Here is an 18,186-nt window from a genome sequence, read left to right on the forward strand (position 1 = left end):
TGTCTCCAATGCCTCCGCCATCAGGGTCCAACATCACGGCAGCGGGAGCAGTCCCGCAGCCGATACATCACCAGGGCGGCACGCTTCATTTGTTCGCTAAAAGTTTTCATCAGCGCCGTTTCGCCCTCGGTGTGGCCGCCGTAGCCCATCAGCCCGAGGCCGTCCAGCGCCATCGTAACGTGTGCCGCGGCAAATGATATGTCCGCGGCGCCGGCGCGTCTTGGATCGACGGCTCTGACGTCGCCGAATCCGAGGTCCTGGCTGGCCTGATTGTAAATCCCCAGCAGTTCTCGATTGCCCGCGGTCGGGGCCATCGGCGGATAGCCGTCAGCAAAAACCAGGCTGGCGCCGGTGTGGGCAAGGTTCTTAGCGACGATCCGCTGCATGACCGCCTTCGCCTCGGCCAGCTGTTCGGGTGAAACGGCCCGGATCCCGCCTTTCACGCTCACCCCTCGCGCGATCACGTTGTTTTTGCCAAAGGCTGTGCCTCGGGCCGTGGTGGCATCCAGCGTAAGGTCGGTGCCGCCGACGATCACGCCAGGATTGAACGTCAGCAGCGGCACGTTCGAGAGCTCGGTGCGAAAGCTGTCCAGGATGCGGGCGGCCTCGAAAATTGCGCCATAGCCAATATCCGACCGAAAAATCTGCGACGAGTGCGCGGGTTTCCCGGTCACCTCAAGCTGCCATCCCATAGACCCGCGGCGCGAAATCACCGCCGTCTCCGGGTCCCCGTCGCCGTCCTCAAACCCCATGGCGATATCGGCCCAGCGAGCCGCATCGAGCAGGGTCCGGTTTGCCTCTCTATGGGGCTGACCTCGGGACTCCTCGTCGCCGGTGATCACAACTTGCACCGAGATCTGGTCGAGCACGCCGGCGGTCTGCAAGGCCGCCAGGGCGTACAGCATAATCACGTCCCCGCCCTTCATATCGGTGATGCCGGGACCACGCCAGCGGTTGCCCCCTAGCTCGGTGACCTCCTGAAAGGGGCTGTCACTGGCAAACACGGTGTCCAGATGACCGATGAGCAGCAGCCGGGTGCCGCTATTCCCATGGGCTGCCCATAGGTGACCCGCCCGGCCGAACACGGCCCCGTCATCCCAGCGAGTCGCAAAACCGAGCGCGTCGAAGCGGTCTCTTAGCAGATGACCAACTCGCGCGACGCCTTCCAGATTCTGCGTGCCGCTGTTGATATCCACCAGTTCGCGAAGCAGCGCCTGCGCCTCCGGAAGGGATGTGTCGATGGCGTCGACAATCGCCCGTTCGTTGGGATCCAGAGAAAAAGCCGGTGAGGCGGGCAGCAGGCACCCGGTTAGGAGAATCAGCAGGATTTTGAGCGGCTGGAACATCAGCACGATCTCTCACTCATGGCGCCATGATGCAGCGCCAGCGGGCATCCGTCGAGGGTCGCGCGGGTGGAGGAGGTTAATGTTAGGCTGCCGGTCCCAGCCAGAGGTAACAATCATGATCCGAAAGGTTCTGCCTGCTGTTTGCCTGACTTGGGTTCTAGCCGCCTGTGAATCACAGCGCAGTGAGGACACCAGTGCCGCCAGCTCGTCTGGGTCCGAGGACGTTCCTGCGGCCAGCGCCGGCCCCACGGAAGGCAAAACCTTCGCGCCCGACGGCGTGGAGATCCACTATCGTGTGATGGGCAGCAAACGCCAGAACTCCGATCCGACGCTCGTATTTGTGCACGGCTGGTCCTGTAATACGGCGTTTTGGCGCGAGCAGCTTGCCGCGTTTGCCGAGAACTATCGGGTTGTGGCCCTCGATCTGGGTGGCCATGGCCAGTCTGGAACCGACCGCGGTGTGTGGACCATCGCCGGACTGGCCCAGGACGTGCAGGCCGTGGTCGACGAGCTGAAGGTAAGAAAGATGGTGCTGATCGGACACTCGATGGGTGGTCCGGTGAGTCTGGCTGCAGCCGCCCGGATGCCGGATCGGGTGGCAGGCGTTATCGGCGTAGACACGCTGCACAACGCTGACATCGAGTATCCGGTCGAGCAAGTCGGCCAAATGATGGCCGCATTCCAGGCGGACTTTGGCGGAAGCATGAAGGGCATGTTTGAGGGCATGGGCGGCGGGTCGCTCAACCCCGAGCTGCGGGACTGGATCGTCGCTGAAGCTCAGCAGACCGATCCTGAGGTTGCGGTGGCGCTGTTTGCTGACTTTGCACGGATCAGCCTTCCCGACATGCTGCAGAACGCCAACACGCCCATCCGGGTTATCAACGCAGGACCTGGCCCCATGACGCCGGTGACGGAGGTTGAGCTGAATCGCCGGTACGCGGACTACGAGGCGGTGCTGATGAAGGGTGTCGGCCACTTCCTCCAGCTGGAGCAGCCGCAGCGTTTCAACGCGCAGCTTCAGCGCACTCTGGATGCGCTGACCGGCCAGGGCTGAAACCTGCGGTCTATCGGCAGCCGGACGGGTAGGAAAAACCGCTCGATTCGGTACACTAAATCCCTTGTCCGGACATTGGAGTCGCTATGGATACCCGCCTGAATCACGCGCTCGACTTGCGAAAAGGTCGCGATGAACGCGCACGCGAACGGTTTGTCTCTGGTCTGCGGGGTTATGTGCTCATGGATTTGGCCGGCGAGCTCCGGCAGGACTACGACACCAAGCAGCTGCCGGCGCACCTGTCGGCCGGCGGTACCGAGCCCGCCGACGGAAGTGACGTGCATAACATCGTCAAAAACACGCCGGTCTTCAATTTTTATTCGTCGCTGCGCTGCACGGCTCAGGAGCTGGTTTGGGACAGCGTCATGGATTCGGTAGGCGCCAATCGTACGGAGCTGCAGACGACGTTTGAGACCCTGAGCGAGGCGCCCCGCGGCAGCCTCACGCTCGATCCCGAACTTGACCCCCCACGCTACGCTGACGCGGTGGATGTTCACCTGATGCCGTCAAACTACCGGGGCGCTGCTGACGCGGTGGTTGAGCCGGGGGCCGTTTATGACAACGGCCTCAATGTCTTTGCCTTCGGCGCGATGGGGCGCCAGCTCAACGACATCGGCTGGTCGATGGCGACCTTCCTCAAGCTCAAGTTTCCGCACCTGAATCCGCAGCATATCCTGGATGTTGGCTGCACCATCGGCCACAACACGCTGCCCTGGAAACAAACGTTTCCCGATGCTGAGGTGACCGGCGTCGACCTTGCTGCCGCCTGCCTCCGGTACGCGCATGCGCGCGCGGAGGCGATGGATGTTGCCGTGCATTTCAAACAGGCCTCCGGCGACTGCCTGCCGTTTGAAGACAACTCTGTGGACGTGGTGTTCACATCCATGTTTCTGCACGAGCTGCCGGTCAAAATGATTCACGCTTTTATGGCCGAAGCTCATCGGGTGCTGAAGCCCGGTGGCGTGCTGCTCAATATGGAGCTCCCCCCGAACTCGGCGGTTGAGCCGTACGATGGCTTTTACCTCGACTGGGACTGTTACTACAACAACGAGCCGTTTTATAAGCCGTTTCGCGATCAGGATTATCGAGAACTGACCACCAAAGGCGGGTTTGCCCCAGATCGCTTCTTCGAAGCCGTGATGCCCCGCCAAACTTACGTCAGCGAAGAGGAGTTCACCGGCGCGGTCACCGGCGCAGCAGAGTTTGACGAGGATACGGGTCGGCTGTCAGACCAGATTAAGTGGTACGGTTTCGGTTCGGTGAAAGCGGATGACTGATCTGTCGCGGGAGGTGCGAGGCGGCCGCAAGGCTTTCTATGACGATCCGGACGTCGATCGGCTGCTGGCGATTGTCACCAGATTGCTGGAAGAGCATTGGGCGCTTCGCGAGCGCCATACGGCGCTTGAAAAGCTGCTGGTGGAGAAGCAGTTGCTCGAGGACGAAGACATCGAGAGCTACGAGTTTGCTGAAGCCGACAGCGCGGTGCTGGATGCCGCCTCAGCGAAGCTGATTCGCGATGTTTTGGGTGCCGCACGAAACATCGAAAGCTGACGCCAACTCCGTCGGATAACCACAACACCCGAGGATTTCCCTGTGTATAGCCTGCTGATCTTTTTTCATATCTTGTTGCTGGTGTTTTGGCTGGGGACAGACCTGGGTGTGTTTCTCGGTGCTAAGGTCACGGAACGCACCGACCTGTCGGTGGAAACGCGGGTGACCGTTCTGAAGCTGGCGATGGTGCTCGACCGAATGCCGCGCACGGCGCTGACGCTGATTCTTCCCTCGGGGTTGACCCTCGCCTCGCAGCTAGGCCTGATCGATATGTCGAGCATGATGCTGACCGCCGTTTGGGCTGCTGGCCTCGTCTGGGCCGCAATCCTGTGGGTCGGCTTTCTCAACCCGGAAACGCCCCTGGAGCAGCGGGTTATGTTGTTCAACTTTGTAGCTAACGGTTTGCTCGCGCTGTTTGTGAGCGGTGTTGCCATCGGGATGCTCCTGGGCGTCAACACGCCGACCTGGCTGGCGCTCAAGGTGCTGAGCGTCGGGCTGATTTTTGTCGCTGGCGTGGTGCTCGATATCCTCTTCAAGCCGGCGGTGGAGGCGTTTCTGGGGATTGTTACCGAAGGCGCAACCGATGAACGCAACGCGGCTTACAGCAAAGCGATCGGCCCGGTCTATTGGGCGGTCCTTGCCATCTATGCGCTGGTCCTGGCAGCCGCTTGGCTGGGTATCGATAAACCTTCGTTTTAGTCGTCCGATGCCGTCGGCGTCGGATGCATCAGCGTCGCCGCCGTAACCGCCAGCAGCACGATGCCGGCACCGAGTAGCGTAGCGGGTGCGGGGCGGTCTCCCAGCATCAGCGTCGCCAGCACAATCGCGTAAATCGGCTCTAGCCCGCTGACCACGCTCGCCAGCTGTGCCTTTAGATGCCCGAGCGATTTCACAAACAGGGTTTGCGCCAGCGCGCTGCAGGCGAGCCCGAGCACGCCGATCAGCAGCAGATCCTGCGTGCCGGGCAAGGCGACACCTGAAAGGAGCACAATCGGCAGCAGGCATATGGCCGCGCCGGCCTGCTGACAGAACGCAACGTAAAGAAAGGAGACGCCTTGAACCAGGTGTCGATTCAGGAGCGTCAACAGCGCGAACGTGAAGCCCGAAAAAACGGCCCACCCGATGGCCGCGAGGCGCTGGGTGGCATCGTCCGGTGAAGCGACCAGGTAAAGGCCGACCAGCACCGCCAGCGCGGTGAGGCTGTCTGCCGGTCGCAGCCTCGTGCCGCTCAGCAGCGGTTCCAGCATAACGACAAACAGCGGCGCGGTGGCGTAACCGACAACGCCGACGGCAACACTCGAAAGATTGATCGCGTGAAAGAACGCCAGCCAGTGAACGGCCAGCAGCAAGCCGCTGGCGACGAGTCCCAACCGCTGCGTCCGCGGCCAGGCAAACGACTGTCGGCGATTTTTCAGCCCGAGGGCGAGGCCTAGACCCAGCGTCAGCGCGGCGACCGCAGAACGGCCAAAAACGATCATCAGCGCACCGGCCGTAATCGCCTTGCCCAACACGCCGGCAAGGCCAAACAACAATACCGCCAGATGCAGCTCCAGCAGCGCGACGCGGTATGAGCGGGTGGTCACGCCGCAGCGCTGTGAAGGCGGCGCCCGGTCAGAGGGCCACCATCGCTTTGCCGACGTTTTCGCCGCGCATCAGTCGGCAGAAGTGATCGGGGGCGTTCTCGATACCGTCAACCGAATCTTCCAGAAAGTGGATCAGGCCCTCCCGCAGCCAGCCGCCCACCGCCTTCTCAAACTCGGCGCGTGCGTCCTCGTGGTCGTAGACGACCATGCCTCGCACCGTAGCCCGGGCTTTGATGGTCCACGCGGGGTTTGGGCCCGGCGGCATGTCGTCACTGTTGTATTGCGCCATCAGTCCGCACAGCACAACCCGCGCGCCGATGGCCAGCTGCTCCATTGCGGCCTGCAGCAGATCTCCGCCGACGTTGTCGAAATACACGTCGATGCCGTCGGGGCAGGATTCCTTGAGTGCCTCGCGTACGTCCTGCGTCTTGTAGTTGATGCATGCGGCAAAGCCGGCCTTTTCGACGGCCCAGGCACACTTGCGTTCCGAACCCGCAACCCCGACAACCCGGCAGCCTTTGATCCTCGCAATCTGGCCGACCATGGAGCCAACCGGACCGGTAGCGGCCGAGACCAGGACCGTATCTCCAGCCTTGGGCTCGCCGAGTCTGAGCAGACCCGCATAGGCGGTCAGGCCGGGCATGCCGAGAATGCCGAGCGTTGTGGAGACCGGCCCAAGGGAGGGATTGACCTTACGCGCCAGCGCGCCGTCGACAATCGGATACTCTTCCCAGCCGGTAAACGCCGCCACGATGTCGCCCTCGCGAAAATCCGGATGTTGAGATTCGAGCACCTCGGATACGGTCTCGCTGATCATCAGCTCCCCGGGCTGAATGGCGCCGGACAGGTGGCGACCGCTGATTTTCCCACGCAGGTACGGATCCAGGCTGATAAACAGCGTCTTGCAGAGCATCTTGCCTTCCACTGGGCTCCCGGCCTGACCGGTCGCGAGTTCAAAGTCTGCGGGCTCAGGCACGCCCTGGCTTCGCGTTTTCAACACAATCTGCCTGTTATCCATGCATCCCGACCTGTGGTTAAATGTTATAGATATAGTACATTTAACGCTTCCGCAGAAAAAACACCTCTTATAGAACGGCAAGCTCATGGCTCAGGCACGATCCAACGACACTCTGACAGACCAACTCATTCACCTGCTAGGCGCTGATCGCGTAGCGGTTGACGATGAAACCATCACCCTGATGTCCCAGGACGTCTACAAACACGGCGAGCCCGTGGCCGTGGTGGTTCGTCCGCAAAGCACCGAACAGCTCAGCCAGGTAGTCGCGGCTGCGGCGGCCGCCGGTCAGGCGGTAATCGCCCGCGGTGGCGGGATGTCTTACACCTCAGGCTATCTGGCCGTGCAGCCCGGGTCTGTGCTGGTCGACATGTCGGGCATGAACAAGGTCCTGGAAGTCAACGAGCAGGACATGTACGTCACGGTCCAGTGCGGATGCACCTGGATGGATCTTCACGACGCGCTGAAAGGAACCGGCCTGCGTACCCCATACTGGGGAACGCTCTCCGGCATCACGGCGACCGTGGGTGGCGGCCTGTCTCAGAACTCCATTTTCTGGGGGTCCGGTCAGTTTGGCACCTGCGTCGACTCCGTGATCGGCCTGGAGGTCGTGATGGCTGACGGCGAGGTGCTGGCGACGGGCTCGGGCGCACAGCCCAACGGCAGCCCGTTTTTCCGGCACTACGGCCCGGACCTGACCGGCCTGTTCAGCGGTGACAACGGCGCGCTGGGCCTGAAGGCCACCGCGACCTTCCGGCTGATACCTGAGCTTGAGGAGCGACGCTATCTCTCCTTTGCCTTCGAAACCTACGACAACCTGCTGGCGGCCATGAGTGAGGTTGCCCGCCAGGGTCTGGCCATGGAGTGTTTCGCTTTCGATCCTTGCCTTACCGGCATGCGGATGCAGCGGGAAAGTCTCGCCAAAGACGTCAAGTCGCTCGCCGGTGTGATGAAAGCCAGCGGATCGGTCGGCGGAGCCATCAAGAGCGGACTGAAAGTTGCGATGGCCGGTCGGCGGTTTATGGAGGATGCCAACTACTCGGTTCACATCATGGTGGAGGAACGGGTCGCCGAGGCGGCTGATGCCGCCGCAGCTGCGATCCGGAAGATCTGCGAGGGCAGCAGCGGCGAGGCGCTGGATGACTCCATTCCGCGGATCCTCCGGTCCAACCCCTTCACGCCGCTCAACAACGTAGTGGGGCCCAACGGGGAGCGGTGGGCGCCGATTCACGCCATGCTGCCGCATTCCAAGGTTTCGCAGGTAACTCGCCAGATTTACGAGCTGGAGCAGCGCGAGGCGGAGACCCTCGAGCGGCACCAGATCCAGATCGGCTTTCTGTTTGCCACCGTGTCCACCAACTGCTTTTGCCTGGAGCCGGTGTTCTTCTGGCCGGACGCGATGAAAGAGCTGCATGATCTCACCGTCGAAGCGCCGGTCCGCAAGAAGCTGAAAGGGTTTGACGAAGACCTGACGGCGCGAGCTGAAGTGCAGCGCCTGCGCAACGAGATGGTCGACATCTTCGCGGCCGCGGGCGCGGCGCACCTGCAGGTCGGCAAGACTTATCCGCTGCATCAGATTAAGCCTCGCTCCTGGCAGGCCCTGAACGAGATCAAGCAGGCGCTGGACCCGGCGCGGCGGATCAATCCAGGCAGTCTCGGGCTGGGTGCTGCCGGCACCGACGCCTGACGCCCCGACTCACGTTCCTGCCATGCGCTGTGCATACGCCAATATCGGCACGGCCGACCGGCCGCGCCTGATCCACTATCGGACGGCTGGCGAAGGCCCGCCGCTGCTGATGCTGCACGCCTCGCCGCTGTCCTCAAAATCTCTGGTGCCGCTGGCGGAAGCCCTCGCGCCACACGCGACGGTGCTGACACTAGACACGCCGGGTTACGGTCAGTCCGACCCGCTCACCGAGAACCCTGGGGGCCAGGGGCTCTCGGCCTATGTCGAGGCCATCGAGGGGTTTCGGCGGGCCATGGGGTATGCGCGCGTCGGGGTTTACGGCACGGCCACGGGTGCTCAGATTGCCATCGAGTACGCCCGTGCCTATCCGGAGCGGTGCAGCTTTCTGATCGCCGACAATGCCGCCCATTTCAGCGACGATGACCGTGAAGCGATTACGGACGGCTACTTTCCTGACCTGACGGTTGACGACCTCGGCGGCCACTTGATCCGAACCTGGTCGCTGGCACGCGATCAGCTGCTGTTTTTCCCCTGGCAGGACCCTGCCGCCCGCCTTCCGAACGCAGGTCTGGATCCGGCCTTCACCGACGTATTTGCCCGGCAGATTCTGGAGGCTGGTCCAAGCTACGCCTGGGCCTATCGAGAAGCGTTTTTCAACGAAAAAGCCGAGCGCCTGCTGGCCGTGACCGTGCCGACGACCCTGATGCGGTGGGCCGGCAGCATCATCAAGCCTTACACCGACATGTTCGACGAGTATGAGATACCGGCGCACTTTCGGATGCAGGTTTGCGGCCCGTCGATGGGAGACCGGATCTCGGGCCTGATCCACGCCGTCACTCATCATCAAAACCAGGTTGCCAACGGGTTGACCGGCGCGGCGGGCGCACCGGCCGAGGCGCCGCGAACCTATGTTGGCCGTTTTCATCTGCGGGTAACCGGTAGCGGTCGGCCGCTGCTGCTGCTCCATCAGCCGGGTTTCGATTCGCGAACCGCGCAACCGCTGGCGACCGTCCTGGGAACGGCGTTTCGCTGTCTTGCACCCGATCTGCCCGGGCACGGCGCGAGCAGCCCATCGCAGGACTTGGCCGCGGATATGGTGGAGCTCTATGAAAGCCTGGCAGCGACTGAGGGCGGACCGCCGCCGGTGCTCGCGTTGGGCGAGTCGGCCGCGTTGGCCACGTTGCTCCACGAACGCTTTGGCTGTCCCATGACTCTGCTGAACCCCCGTCCGGTGGACGATTCGCCGGACGCCTTGCCCGCCCTGGAGCCTCGGTCGAGCGGCGCGCACTGGCAAGAGATCTGGCACTGGCTGCGGATGAGGCAGATGTTTGCGCCGTGGTACAAGACACAGCCTGACTCTGCACTGACGGGCACGCCCGTGCTCGACGGCGAAACGCTGACCGCGCAGCTCAAGGCGGTGCTGGCCTGCGCTGACCTGCCGGCGACCCTGGCCCAGCTGGCTGCGCTGCCGGCGCCCAACCTTGACCGCGGCCGCTGGCTGACGCTGGCTGAGACGCCGCTCGGAGACGCGGCCCGAAAGGCGTTTCCCGATGCGCCGTGGCAATCACCCATTCAACTCCATCAACTCGCTGAATCGCTGGAAGACTGACTATGACATTGAAAGACACCATGCCCCTGCTGACCCGACACGAGGGGGTTTGGGAAGGCTACTATCGCTACGTAGACATCAACGGGAACAACGTTGGTGAACACAAATCTCGCCTGCTGTGCCGGTTCCCTTCCGAGGACACCTATCACCAGACCAATAACTACTTCTGGGCGGACGGCCGGACAGAGGTGCGGGATTTTCCCACCAAGATTGAGGATGGTCGCCTGATCTTCTTTACGGAGATCACGGGCTGGGCGGCGGAGGTACCGCTCGACGAGTTCGGCCGCACCGTGATGCTGCACTGGACCCGCAACGATGATCCCGGTCTCTACCTTTATGAGATGATCCAGCTGAGCGACTGCGGAAAATACCGCTCCCGCGTCTGGCAATGGTTTCGCAACGGACAGCTCGATCAGCGAACCCTGATCGACGAGCAGCGGATTTCGGACGATTGGGCCGCGTACGAGAACTCAACCGACACCTTTAAGGACATCGCCACCTTCTTTTGATGGAGCACTCCGCACCCGGCTGGCTCAAACGCCTGGACACCTTCGAGCGAGCGGCAACGTTTGCCGCCTTTACGTTCATGGTGCTGGCGATTTTTGCCGACGTGGTGTGGCGGGAAACCACGGGCGTCGGGCTTCACTGGGCCCGGCAGGCCGGCGTCTACGCCAACATTTTTGTCGTGATGCTCGGGCTGGGCCTGGCCTCCAGCGCCGGCACCCATCTGCGTCCCCGGTTTGCCGACAGCTGGCTGCCGGCGAGCTGGGATCGGCAGATCAACCGGCTCGCCGAAGCGCTGACCGCCATATTCTTTGGCGTCTTTGCCGCGTTCGGCTGGAGGATTACCTACAGCGCGCTGCAGCTTGAGGAACGTTCGGTGCTGATCGGCGTGCTGGTATGGCCGATGATGGCGGTCATTCCGCTCGCTTTTGTGATCGCCACAGTCCGTCACGGTGCATTCGCGCTGAATCCAGACTGGCGTCCCGCCGACCCCACGCGTACTGCGAGCTGACCAAACGTGCTGGCCGCCCTGACACTCACCGCGGTTCTGCTGGCCCTCCTGGTTCTGCGCCAGCCGCTGGTGGTGGTGCTGGGTGTCGCTCTCGTCTGGGTCTACCTCAGCCAGAGTCCGGATCATCCCAGCTTCATATTGCTGGACGCCTGGCACGCGTTGAACCGGGACGTCCTGCTGTCGATACCGCTGTTTATCCTGTCGGGGCAGATCATGTCCCGGGGCGCCATGGCGACACGGCTGGTGCGTTTTGTGGCGGCGCTGACCGGCCCGATTCCCGGCGGCATGGCGATGGCGACCGTCCTGGCGTGTGCACTTTTTGCGGCCATATCCGGTTCATCAACTGTCACGCTGCTGGCCGTCGGCAGCGTGATGTACCCTGCCCTGCTGGCGGCGGGCTACTCCCGCGCTTTTTCGCTCGGGGCGCTGTGCGCGGCGGGCACGCTGGGCATCATCGTGCCGCCAAGCATCCCGCTGATTCTCTATGGCGTGATGACCCGCGTATCGATCACCGATCTGTTTATCGCCGGCATCGGTCCGGCGTTGGTCCTCACCGCGCTGCTGAGCGCCTATGCCGTGGTCCGCAACTGGGACCAGCGCGGCGGCAGCTGGGATTTGAAGGAGATTGGCACCTCGCTGCGCGAGGGGATCTGGTCGCTGCTGATGCCGGTCATCATCCTGGGCGGGATCTACTCGGGCCATTTCACCGCCACGGAATCGGCGGCGGTGGCGGTGGTGTATGCGCTGCTGGTGGAGGTGCTGGTGCATCGCGAGCTGGGTGCCAAGGGAGTTTATGAGGTGGTGGGTGACACCTCACGGCTGCTGGGCTCGCTGTTCCCAGTGCTGATGCTCGCGGTGAGCCTCAACGTTTTCCTGACCTACGAACGCATCCCGGAGCAGGTGGTCGCCTGGTTCATGGAGCAGTTCTCCAGCCCCACGGAATTCCTGGTTACCAGCAATCTGTTTCTGCTGATGGTCGGCACGGTGATGGACATCGGCTCTGCGGTGCTGATCCTGGCGCCGATGCTGGCGCCCGTTGCCGCGGCGCAGGGTATTGACGCCGTACACTTCGGCATTGTGATGATCGTCAATCTCGAGATCGGCTACCTGACGCCACCTTTTGGCCTCAACCTGATTGTGGCCATGGGCGCGTTCAAGGAGGATTTTTGGACGATCTGCAAAGCGGTGGTGCCGTTTTTGCTGATCATGCTGACGGGGCTGGTGCTGGTAACCTTTATCCCGCGCATCTCGCTGTTCCTGCTGGGATAGCTTTCGACCAAAAGAGGACGCCCTATGAGTGCCGAGCCGCTGGACTACAAAGCCATCGACGCCGTGGTCAACATCTGGACCGAGCGCGCGTTGTCCTGTCGCCCGGACTGGGGGCCGCAGTTTTTCTCCGGCAAGATGAGGGCCAAGCAGGGGTTGATGGCCGGCCTGACGCTGGAAGAGATGGTGCAGCGGATGGACGACGCCGGCATTGGGCATGGCTTTCTGGTGGCGGCCAAGTCGGGGCGCCCCGGACTTCCGGGCTGCTACCACATGCCCCTGGAAGTCGTGGCCGACGCCGTGCAGGAGTATCCGAAGCGGTTTTCCGGACTCTGCGGCATCGATCCCTTTATGGGCATGGAGGGCGTCCGTCAGCTGGAGTACGCGGTCAAGGAACTCGGTTTCATCGGCGCACACCTTTACCCCCACTGGTTTGAGCTGGCCCCTGACCACGCCAAGTACTACCCGTTCTACACGAAGTGCTGCGAGCTCGGCGTGCCCGTGCAGATGCAGGTTGGGCAGTCGATGAACTATTCCCCGGACTACCGCTGCCGGAGTGTTGGTCAGCCGATCAAGCTGGACCCGGTGGCCTGTGATTTCCCAGAGCTTAAGCTGATCGGGATCCATGTCGGGATCCCGTGGACGGACGAGATGATTGCGATGTGCTGGAAGCACGACAACGTGTTTATCGGCAGTGATGCCCACAGCCCCAAGTATTGGCCGGAGAGCTTCATTCGCTATATCGACAGCTATGGCAGCGGCAAAGTGATGTTTGGGACCGATTTTCCGGTGCTGGATTTCGCCCGCACGATGGGCGAGATACGGGATCTGCCAATCCGCGAGAGCTCGCTGAAAAAGCTGCTTCGCGACAACGTCATCAAGGTTTATGGCCTGCCGGAAGACGCCGGCACATGAACCTCGCCGGCGTGCTTCGCGCCGGTGCGCGAAACCGGCCTGATCATCCGGCCATCGAATGGGCCGGCGGGACCCTAAGCTACGAAGCCCTGTGGCGCGAAGTGGCGCTGGCGGCTGGCTGGCTGGCTGAGCATGGCGTCGAGGAAGGCGATCGGGTCGGTCTGTGTTTAAAGGAACACCCGGCCCATCTGGTGCTGCATTTTGCGATCCCCTATCTGGGAGCGGTGCTGGTGCCCATGGATCATCGCTGGACGGACGGCGAGAAGCTGGCGACCGGCCGGTCGATGAGCGTCAAACTGCTGATTCACGAACCTTCGGCCACCCCTCCGCAGGATCTGGCATCCGCCGCGCTGCCCGAGGCCTGGCCGGCGCGGGACGAACCGCCGGCCCTCACGGATGGCGGCGACCAGATCTGGCTGGTGTCGTTATCGTCGGGTACCACCGGACGACCCAAAGGTGCGCTCGTCTCGCACCAGCAGATGCTGGAGCGATTTATCAATCAGTGGGTGACGCTCGGCTTTAACGTCAGCGACCGCTTCTACGCCGCGTCGCCGCTGTACTTCGGCGCCGGCCGTTCCTTCGCGATGTGTTTCCTGGCGGCTGGTGCCACCGTTGTGATGTCGCCGCCGCCGCAGAAGCCGGCCCAAATTCTCCGCGAGATTAATGAGCTGGCGGTCACCGCGGCGTTCCTGGTGCCGACCAGCCTGCGCCGCATCGCCCCGCTTGCCGCCGGGTCGCAGCCCGCCTGGCCCAACCTTCGCCGACTTGTGGTGTCGGGTGAGCCGCTGTTTCCCGACGAGGCTGCGCAGTTCCGCGAGCGATTGTGCCCACGGCTGCTGGCCTACTATGCCTCGAGCGAAGGTGGTGGCGTGTCTGTGCTGCAGCCGGAAGATTTTGGTGAGTACTCAGCTACGGTGGGTCGCGCCGGCTTCCGGCTAGAGGTAGAGATCGTGGACTCTGACGGGGAGCCGCTTCCTGCGGGGGAAACCGGCCGCCTGCGCTACCGCGGGCCTGGCCTGGCGCGCGCTTTTGTCGACGAGCACGGGCAGCAGCAGGATGAAACCGGCGGCTGGTTTTACCCTGGTGATCTGGCCAGCGTCGACTCGCGGGGTTTCATCACGCTGCGGGGCCGAGAGAAAGACGTGATCATTCGCGGCGGGGTCAATATCTATCCAGCCGAAATCGAGCGGCTGCTGGGACGCCAGCCGGGCGTTGCTGAGGTGGCGGTGGTCGGGCGTGAGAGCGAAGGCCGCGGGCAGGAGGTGGTGGCGTTTTATGCCGGTGACCCCGATCCGATGACGCTACAGGCAGTCTGTAAAGAGCAGCTTGCCCCTTACAAAGTCCCCGCCGAGTTCATTTGCCTGGCTGAGCTGCCGAAAGCTGGCTCGGGAAAAATCAACAAGAAGGCGTTGCCGGACCCTTAGGCTGTGGGAAGCGCCGCCGACGTAGGGTGTCGACGGCGCCGGATGGCGAAACCGGGTTATGCAAAGTTGTTGGCCGCAAATTCCCAGTTGATCAAATGATCGAGGAACGCTGAGATGTAGCCCGGCCGATTGTTCTGGTGGTCCAGATAGTAGGCGTGCTCCCAGACGTCGAGCGTCAGCAGCGGCTTTACCCCAGACTCGGTCAGCGGCGTCTCAGCGTTGCCGGTCGCGCGGATCTCCAGCCCCGAGTCGGTGGCAACCAGCCAGGCCCAGCCGCTGCCAAACTGCCCTGCGGCCGCAGCGGCAAACTGCTCTTTAAAAGCATCCAGGCTGCCGAAGGTGCTGTTGATCGCGTCGGCCAGCGCACCGCTGGGTTCACCACCGCCGCTGGGCGCCATGCTGTGCCACAGAAATTCGTGGTTCCAGCTCTGCGCAGCGTTGTTGAAAGTGCCCTGATCACCCTCAGCGGCGGCCTTGCGGGTGATTTCCACCAGCGACATGCCTGCATATTTTTCGCCCGCTTCAGTCTCCAGCGCAGCGTTGAGCTTGCTGATATAGGCGTTGTGGTGTTTGCCGTGGTGGTAGCTGAAGGTATCCGCTGAAACGTGCGGTTCCAGCGCGTCGGCTGCGTACGGCAAAGCCGGCAGTTCAAAAGCCATTGGATGCTCCTTGGATGGGCTAAACAGAAGGCCGTAAGGTATCCCATAATCGATGTCAAAAGAATGAAAAAAACTCAGTGTTTCGGACGGCAGTCGCGGTAAACTTGGAGACCAGTGACAGATCGGTTGGCAAAGGCATGTTTGAGCAGATTTCTCGCGTACCCCCGGACGTCATTCTCGGCCTCATTGCGGCGTACAAAGCGGACCCCAATCCGAACAAGGTGGACCTGGGTGTGGGGGTTTACCAGACCGAGGAAGGGCTTACACCGGTCCTCGATTGCGTCAAAGAAGCGGAAACGGCGCTCAACCGGTCAGAAAGCAGCAAAGCCTATCTGGGGCCTCGGGGTGTCGTGGGCTTTAATGAGTCGATCAGTCGCCTGCTGCTGGGTCCGGATCATCCGGCGCTCGAGGCCGGCCGCATCACTACAATCCAGACGCCCGGCGGTACCGGAGCACTGCGGGTGGCCGGTGAGGTCATCAAGTATGTCCGGCCTGACTCGACAATCTGGGTGCCAACCCCGACCTGGCCGAATCACGAGGCGCTGTTTCCCGCGGCGGGCTTCAGTCTTGAACGTTATCGATACCGGGACGGCAGCACCGGCGAGCTGGACTTCGCCGGCATGCTCGAAGATCTGGGGCAGCTCGGTCCAAACGACGTCGTGGTGATGCACGCATGCTGTCATAACCCGGCGGGCATCGACCTGAACGCTGAGCAGTGGTCACAGGTCGTCGACCTGGGCGTGGACCGCGGGTTCCTGCCGCTGGTCGACATGGCCTATCAGGGTTTTGGCGTCGATCTGGACACGGACGCCATCCTGATCAGACTGCTGGCCGACCGGGCTCAGGAGTTTATGGTGACCAGCTCCTGCTCAAAAAACTTCGGCCTGTATCGTGAACGATGTGGCGCTATTTCTATGGTGCTGCCGAATCGCGACAAGGCGCTCGACGCTGAGTCGATCATCAATTCAACCACCCGCGGGATCTACTCCATGCCGCCGACCCACGGTCCTGGCATTGTCGACCTTATTTTAAAGTCCGAAGAGCTCACGGCTCGCTGGCACGATGAGCTGGCCGCCATGCGAGACCGCATCAACGGTCAGCGCAGCAAGCTGGTACAAAAGCTAAGAGACGCCGGGGTCCAACGCGATTTTTCGTTTATCGAGCGTCAATTCGGCATGTTTTCCCTGCTGGGCATATCACCGGAAGAGGTCGCACGGCTCCGCGACGAGTTCTCTATCTATCTGGTCGGCGATACCCGGTTCAACGTGGCGGGTCTGCGCGACAACAATCTGGACTATTTTGTTAGTTCGGTCTACGAGGTACTGGCCTGATACGGCATAGCTGTTTTGCCAAACTGATATTGCGCTGACGCCTGAACCGGCTCACTATTCCCAGTGCTGCATCACGTCAGCAGGGCCGGGCTGGCGAGGCATGTCCGGACTATTCGTTCCTCCAGCGGAGACCGATGATATGCAAACAGCCCCCATTGCCAGCAGCGATCTGGCCAGCGCTCTTTCGGAGCAGCTGGGTTCGCAGATTCTGATCACCGACGCCGAAGAGGCCACCTTCCTCGCTACGGACGTTTTTCGTGCGGGGCTGCCGCCGGTGGCCATCGTTGCGCCATCGAGCCGCGACGAGCTGTTGAGATGCCTGGCGATTGCCGATCAATACAGCGCGCCTATTGTGGTTCGGGGCGGCGGCGCGTCTTACACCGATGCCTATCTCGCCACGCGAGAGGGCACGATGCTGATCGACACTCGACGGCTCAAAAATATCGACGTGGATGAGGCAAATGGTTTTGTCACCGTCGAGCCGGGCGTGACCTGGGCCGAGCTCAAGGAGCGGCTGGACCCGCTGGGTCTAAGAACTCCCTTCTGGGGGCCATTTTCCGGCATCGCCGCAACCGTTGCGGGTTCGATGAGCCAGAACGCGATCAGTCATGGCAGCGGGGCCCACGGCGTGTCGGGCGACTCGGCGCTGAGCATGGAGATTGCGGCCAGCGACGGCATAACGTTCCACACGGGAACGGCGGCCGCCGGCGCTCCGCCGTTCGCTCGCAGCTACGGCCCGGATACCACCGGACTGTTTTGCGGCGACTGCGGCGCGCTTGGCGTCAAGGTCTCGGTGACGCTTCCGCTGCTCAGCAAGCGCCCGGAGTTTGTTGCCCTGTCGTTTTCCTATCCAAACTTTGCCGCCCTGCACGCGGGCATGACCGCGGCGGCCCGCGCGGGGCTGGACGACGAACATTTTGCGCTAGACGCAGCGCTGTCTCAGGGACAGATCGCGCGCGAGGAGCGGGCGGGCCGGCGCAAGGAAATGGCGCTGTCGGTGCTCAAAAACGCCCGCTCCATGGCCAGTGGCGTCAAGCAGCTCGCCAAGATGGGGTTGGCCGGAGACCGGGCGCTGAAGCGTGCCGACTATTCCTGCCACTACCTCGTGCACGGCGTGGACAAGAAACACGCTGAGGCCAAGGCGCAGGAGCTGCGCCGAATCATGGACGAAGTGGCTGACGAAATTCCGAACACCGTACCGACGGTGGTGCAGGGTATGCCCTTTGCGCCGCTCTTTGCCGCGCTGGGTCCCCAGGGTGAGCGCTGGGTACCCGTCCACGGCATTTTCTCGCACGAGGATGTGCTGCCCTTCCACGTGGCTTTCGACGCTTTCGTCGAAGCGCGCCAGGCGGACTTCGAGAAACACGGCGTGTGGGTCGGCGGCATGTTTGAAAACGTGGGGGCGGCCGGCTTCCTCTATGAGATCGCGATGTACTGGCCCGATGAACGCAGCATCTACCACGACACCATGATCGACGCCGAATACCTCGGCAATCTGCCCAGCCATCCGGCCAATCCGGCAGCCCGCGAGTATGTACATCAGCTCAAAGAAGACTTGGTGGACCTATATCAGGCGCACAACGCTGGTCACTTTCAGCTCGGCAAGGCCTATCCCTACTGGGACCGGCTGGACCCGATCAGTCAGCAGTTAATCCGCTCGATCAAAGCCAGCACCGATCCCAAGGGATTGCTTAACCCCGACGCCCTGGGTATTCCCGCAATCTGATTCGC

At 62.4% G+C, this 18,186-nt stretch carries 17 protein-coding genes; 13 read left to right on the plus strand and 4 right to left on the minus strand.

What is annotated here, in order from left to right; all coding sequences use genetic code 11:
• Window positions 1–20 precede the first annotated feature (20 nt).
• Entirely contained in the window at window positions 21–1,346 is a 1,326-nt protein-coding gene (locus AAF358_01005; protein ID MEM7704096.1) for a M20/M25/M40 family metallo-hydrolase, read from the minus strand.
• A gap of 115 nt (window positions 1,347–1,461) precedes the next feature.
• Here AAF358_01005 and AAF358_01010 point away from each other — a divergent pair, with 115 nt between their 5' ends.
• The 4 genes from AAF358_01010 to AAF358_01025 all read left to right on the plus strand — a co-directional run bounded on the left by AAF358_01010 (window position 1,462) and on the right by AAF358_01025 (window position 4,650).
• The gene (locus tag AAF358_01010) at window positions 1,462–2,400 is read left to right on the plus strand and encodes an alpha/beta hydrolase (GenBank protein ID MEM7704097.1); all 939 of its coding nucleotides are present in this window, start codon (window positions 1,462–1,464) and stop codon (window positions 2,398–2,400) included.
• 86 nt (window positions 2,401–2,486) lie between these two features.
• A complete protein-coding gene (locus AAF358_01015; protein ID MEM7704098.1) occupies window positions 2,487–3,677 on the plus strand; it encodes a class I SAM-dependent methyltransferase in 1,191 nt (396 codons plus the stop codon).
• A complete protein-coding gene (locus AAF358_01020; protein MEM7704099.1) occupies window positions 3,670–3,951 on the plus strand; it encodes a hypothetical protein in 282 nt (93 codons plus the stop codon). The genes AAF358_01015 and AAF358_01020 overlap by 8 nt, the downstream gene beginning before the upstream one ends.
• 42 nt (window positions 3,952–3,993) lie before the next feature.
• Window positions 3,994–4,650, plus strand: coding sequence for a hypothetical protein (locus AAF358_01025; protein MEM7704100.1), 657 nt, complete (start codon window positions 3,994–3,996; stop codon window positions 4,648–4,650).
• Here the strand turns inward: AAF358_01025 and AAF358_01030 are convergent.
• Both AAF358_01030 and AAF358_01035 read right to left on the minus strand, forming a co-directional pair.
• Window positions 4,647–5,534, minus strand: coding sequence for a DMT family transporter (locus AAF358_01030; protein MEM7704101.1), 888 nt, complete (start codon window positions 5,532–5,534; stop codon window positions 4,647–4,649). The two genes, AAF358_01025 and AAF358_01030, sit on opposite strands and share 4 nt — an antisense overlap.
• Before the next feature lie 28 nt (window positions 5,535–5,562).
• Window positions 5,563–6,531 carry an NADP-dependent oxidoreductase gene (locus AAF358_01035; protein MEM7704102.1) on the minus strand — a complete coding sequence of 323 codons (969 nt, stop codon included), beginning with the start codon at window positions 6,529–6,531 and terminating at the stop codon, window positions 5,563–5,565.
• 106 nt (window positions 6,532–6,637) lie between these two features.
• Between AAF358_01035 and AAF358_01040 the strand changes: the two genes are divergently transcribed.
• The 7 genes from AAF358_01040 to AAF358_01070 are packed head-to-tail and all read left to right on the plus strand — an operon-like array spanning window position 6,638 to window position 14,465.
• On the plus strand, window positions 6,638–8,236 hold the full coding sequence (locus AAF358_01040) for an FAD-binding oxidoreductase (GenBank protein ID MEM7704103.1): 1,599 nt from the start codon (window positions 6,638–6,640) through the stop codon (window positions 8,234–8,236).
• A 22-nt stretch (window positions 8,237–8,258) separates the two neighbouring features.
• On the plus strand, window positions 8,259–9,845 hold the full coding sequence (locus AAF358_01045) for an alpha/beta fold hydrolase (GenBank protein ID MEM7704104.1): 1,587 nt from the start codon (window positions 8,259–8,261) through the stop codon (window positions 9,843–9,845).
• A 2-nt stretch (window positions 9,846–9,847) separates the two neighbouring features.
• On the plus strand, window positions 9,848–10,354 hold the full coding sequence (locus AAF358_01050; GenBank protein ID MEM7704105.1) for a DUF3598 family protein: 507 nt from the start codon (window positions 9,848–9,850) through the stop codon (window positions 10,352–10,354).
• Window positions 10,354–10,860, plus strand: coding sequence for a TRAP transporter small permease (locus tag AAF358_01055; GenBank protein ID MEM7704106.1), 507 nt, complete (start codon window positions 10,354–10,356; stop codon window positions 10,858–10,860). Before AAF358_01050 ends, AAF358_01055 begins: the two co-directional genes overlap by 1 nt.
• A gap of 6 nt (window positions 10,861–10,866) precedes the next feature.
• On the plus strand, window positions 10,867–12,129 hold the full coding sequence (locus AAF358_01060; GenBank protein ID MEM7704107.1) for a TRAP transporter large permease: 1,263 nt from the start codon (window positions 10,867–10,869) through the stop codon (window positions 12,127–12,129).
• Window positions 12,130–12,153: 24 nt separating this feature from the next.
• Window positions 12,154–13,041, plus strand: coding sequence for an amidohydrolase family protein (locus tag AAF358_01065; GenBank protein ID MEM7704108.1), 888 nt, complete (start codon window positions 12,154–12,156; stop codon window positions 13,039–13,041).
• Window positions 13,038–14,465: a class I adenylate-forming enzyme family protein gene (locus tag AAF358_01070; GenBank protein MEM7704109.1), complete on the plus strand. Its 1,428-nt coding sequence runs from the start codon at window positions 13,038–13,040 to the stop codon at window positions 14,463–14,465. Before AAF358_01065 ends, AAF358_01070 begins: the two co-directional genes overlap by 4 nt.
• Window positions 14,466–14,521: 56 nt before the next feature.
• Here the strand turns inward: AAF358_01070 and AAF358_01075 are convergent, their stop codons facing one another.
• Window positions 14,522–15,124 (minus strand): superoxide dismutase, encoded by a 603-nt coding sequence (locus tag AAF358_01075; GenBank protein MEM7704110.1) that lies wholly within the window; start codon window positions 15,122–15,124, stop codon window positions 14,522–14,524.
• Window positions 15,125–15,261: 137 nt separating this feature from the next.
• On the opposite strand from AAF358_01075, the gene AAF358_01080 reads away from it, so the two are divergent.
• Together AAF358_01080 and AAF358_01085 are read left to right on the plus strand one after the other, a co-directional pair.
• On the plus strand, window positions 15,262–16,455 hold the full coding sequence (locus AAF358_01080) for an amino acid aminotransferase (GenBank protein MEM7704111.1): 1,194 nt from the start codon (window positions 15,262–15,264) through the stop codon (window positions 16,453–16,455).
• Between the two features lie 139 nt (window positions 16,456–16,594).
• Complete coding sequence (locus tag AAF358_01085) at window positions 16,595–18,181, plus strand: FAD-binding oxidoreductase (protein ID MEM7704112.1); 1,587 nt, start codon at window positions 16,595–16,597, stop codon at window positions 18,179–18,181.
• Window positions 18,182–18,186 lie beyond the last annotated feature (5 nt).

The organism is Pseudomonadota bacterium (genome assembly GCA_039033415.1).
Classification (GTDB): Bacteria; Pseudomonadota; Gammaproteobacteria; order Xanthomonadales; family SZUA-38; genus JANQOZ01.

Excerpts from the sequence above, each read along its gene's own strand:
- AAF358_01005 (MEM7704096.1), bottom strand. The coding sequence starts at position 1,346 with ATGTTCCAGCCGCTCAAAATCCTGCTGATTCTCCTAACCGGGTGCCTG.
- AAF358_01010 (MEM7704097.1), top strand. The coding sequence starts at position 1,462 with ATGATCCGAAAGGTTCTGCCTGCTGTTTGCCTGACTTGGGTTCTAGCC.
- AAF358_01015 (MEM7704098.1), top strand. The coding sequence starts at position 2,487 with ATGGATACCCGCCTGAATCACGCGCTCGACTTGCGAAAAGGTCGCGAT.
- AAF358_01020 (MEM7704099.1), top strand. The coding sequence starts at position 3,670 with ATGACTGATCTGTCGCGGGAGGTGCGAGGCGGCCGCAAGGCTTTCTAT.
- AAF358_01040 (MEM7704103.1), top strand. The coding sequence starts at position 6,638 with ATGGCTCAGGCACGATCCAACGACACTCTGACAGACCAACTCATTCAC.
- AAF358_01045 (MEM7704104.1), top strand. The coding sequence starts at position 8,259 with ATGCGCTGTGCATACGCCAATATCGGCACGGCCGACCGGCCGCGCCTG.
- AAF358_01050 (MEM7704105.1), top strand. The coding sequence starts at position 9,848 with ATGACATTGAAAGACACCATGCCCCTGCTGACCCGACACGAGGGGGTT.
- AAF358_01055 (MEM7704106.1), top strand. The coding sequence starts at position 10,354 with ATGGAGCACTCCGCACCCGGCTGGCTCAAACGCCTGGACACCTTCGAG.
- AAF358_01065 (MEM7704108.1), top strand. The coding sequence starts at position 12,154 with ATGAGTGCCGAGCCGCTGGACTACAAAGCCATCGACGCCGTGGTCAAC.
- AAF358_01070 (MEM7704109.1), top strand. The coding sequence starts at position 13,038 with ATGAACCTCGCCGGCGTGCTTCGCGCCGGTGCGCGAAACCGGCCTGAT.
- AAF358_01075 (MEM7704110.1), bottom strand. The coding sequence starts at position 15,124 with ATGGCTTTTGAACTGCCGGCTTTGCCGTACGCAGCCGACGCGCTGGAA.
- AAF358_01080 (MEM7704111.1), top strand. The coding sequence starts at position 15,262 with ATGTTTGAGCAGATTTCTCGCGTACCCCCGGACGTCATTCTCGGCCTC.
- AAF358_01085 (MEM7704112.1), top strand. The coding sequence starts at position 16,595 with ATGCAAACAGCCCCCATTGCCAGCAGCGATCTGGCCAGCGCTCTTTCG.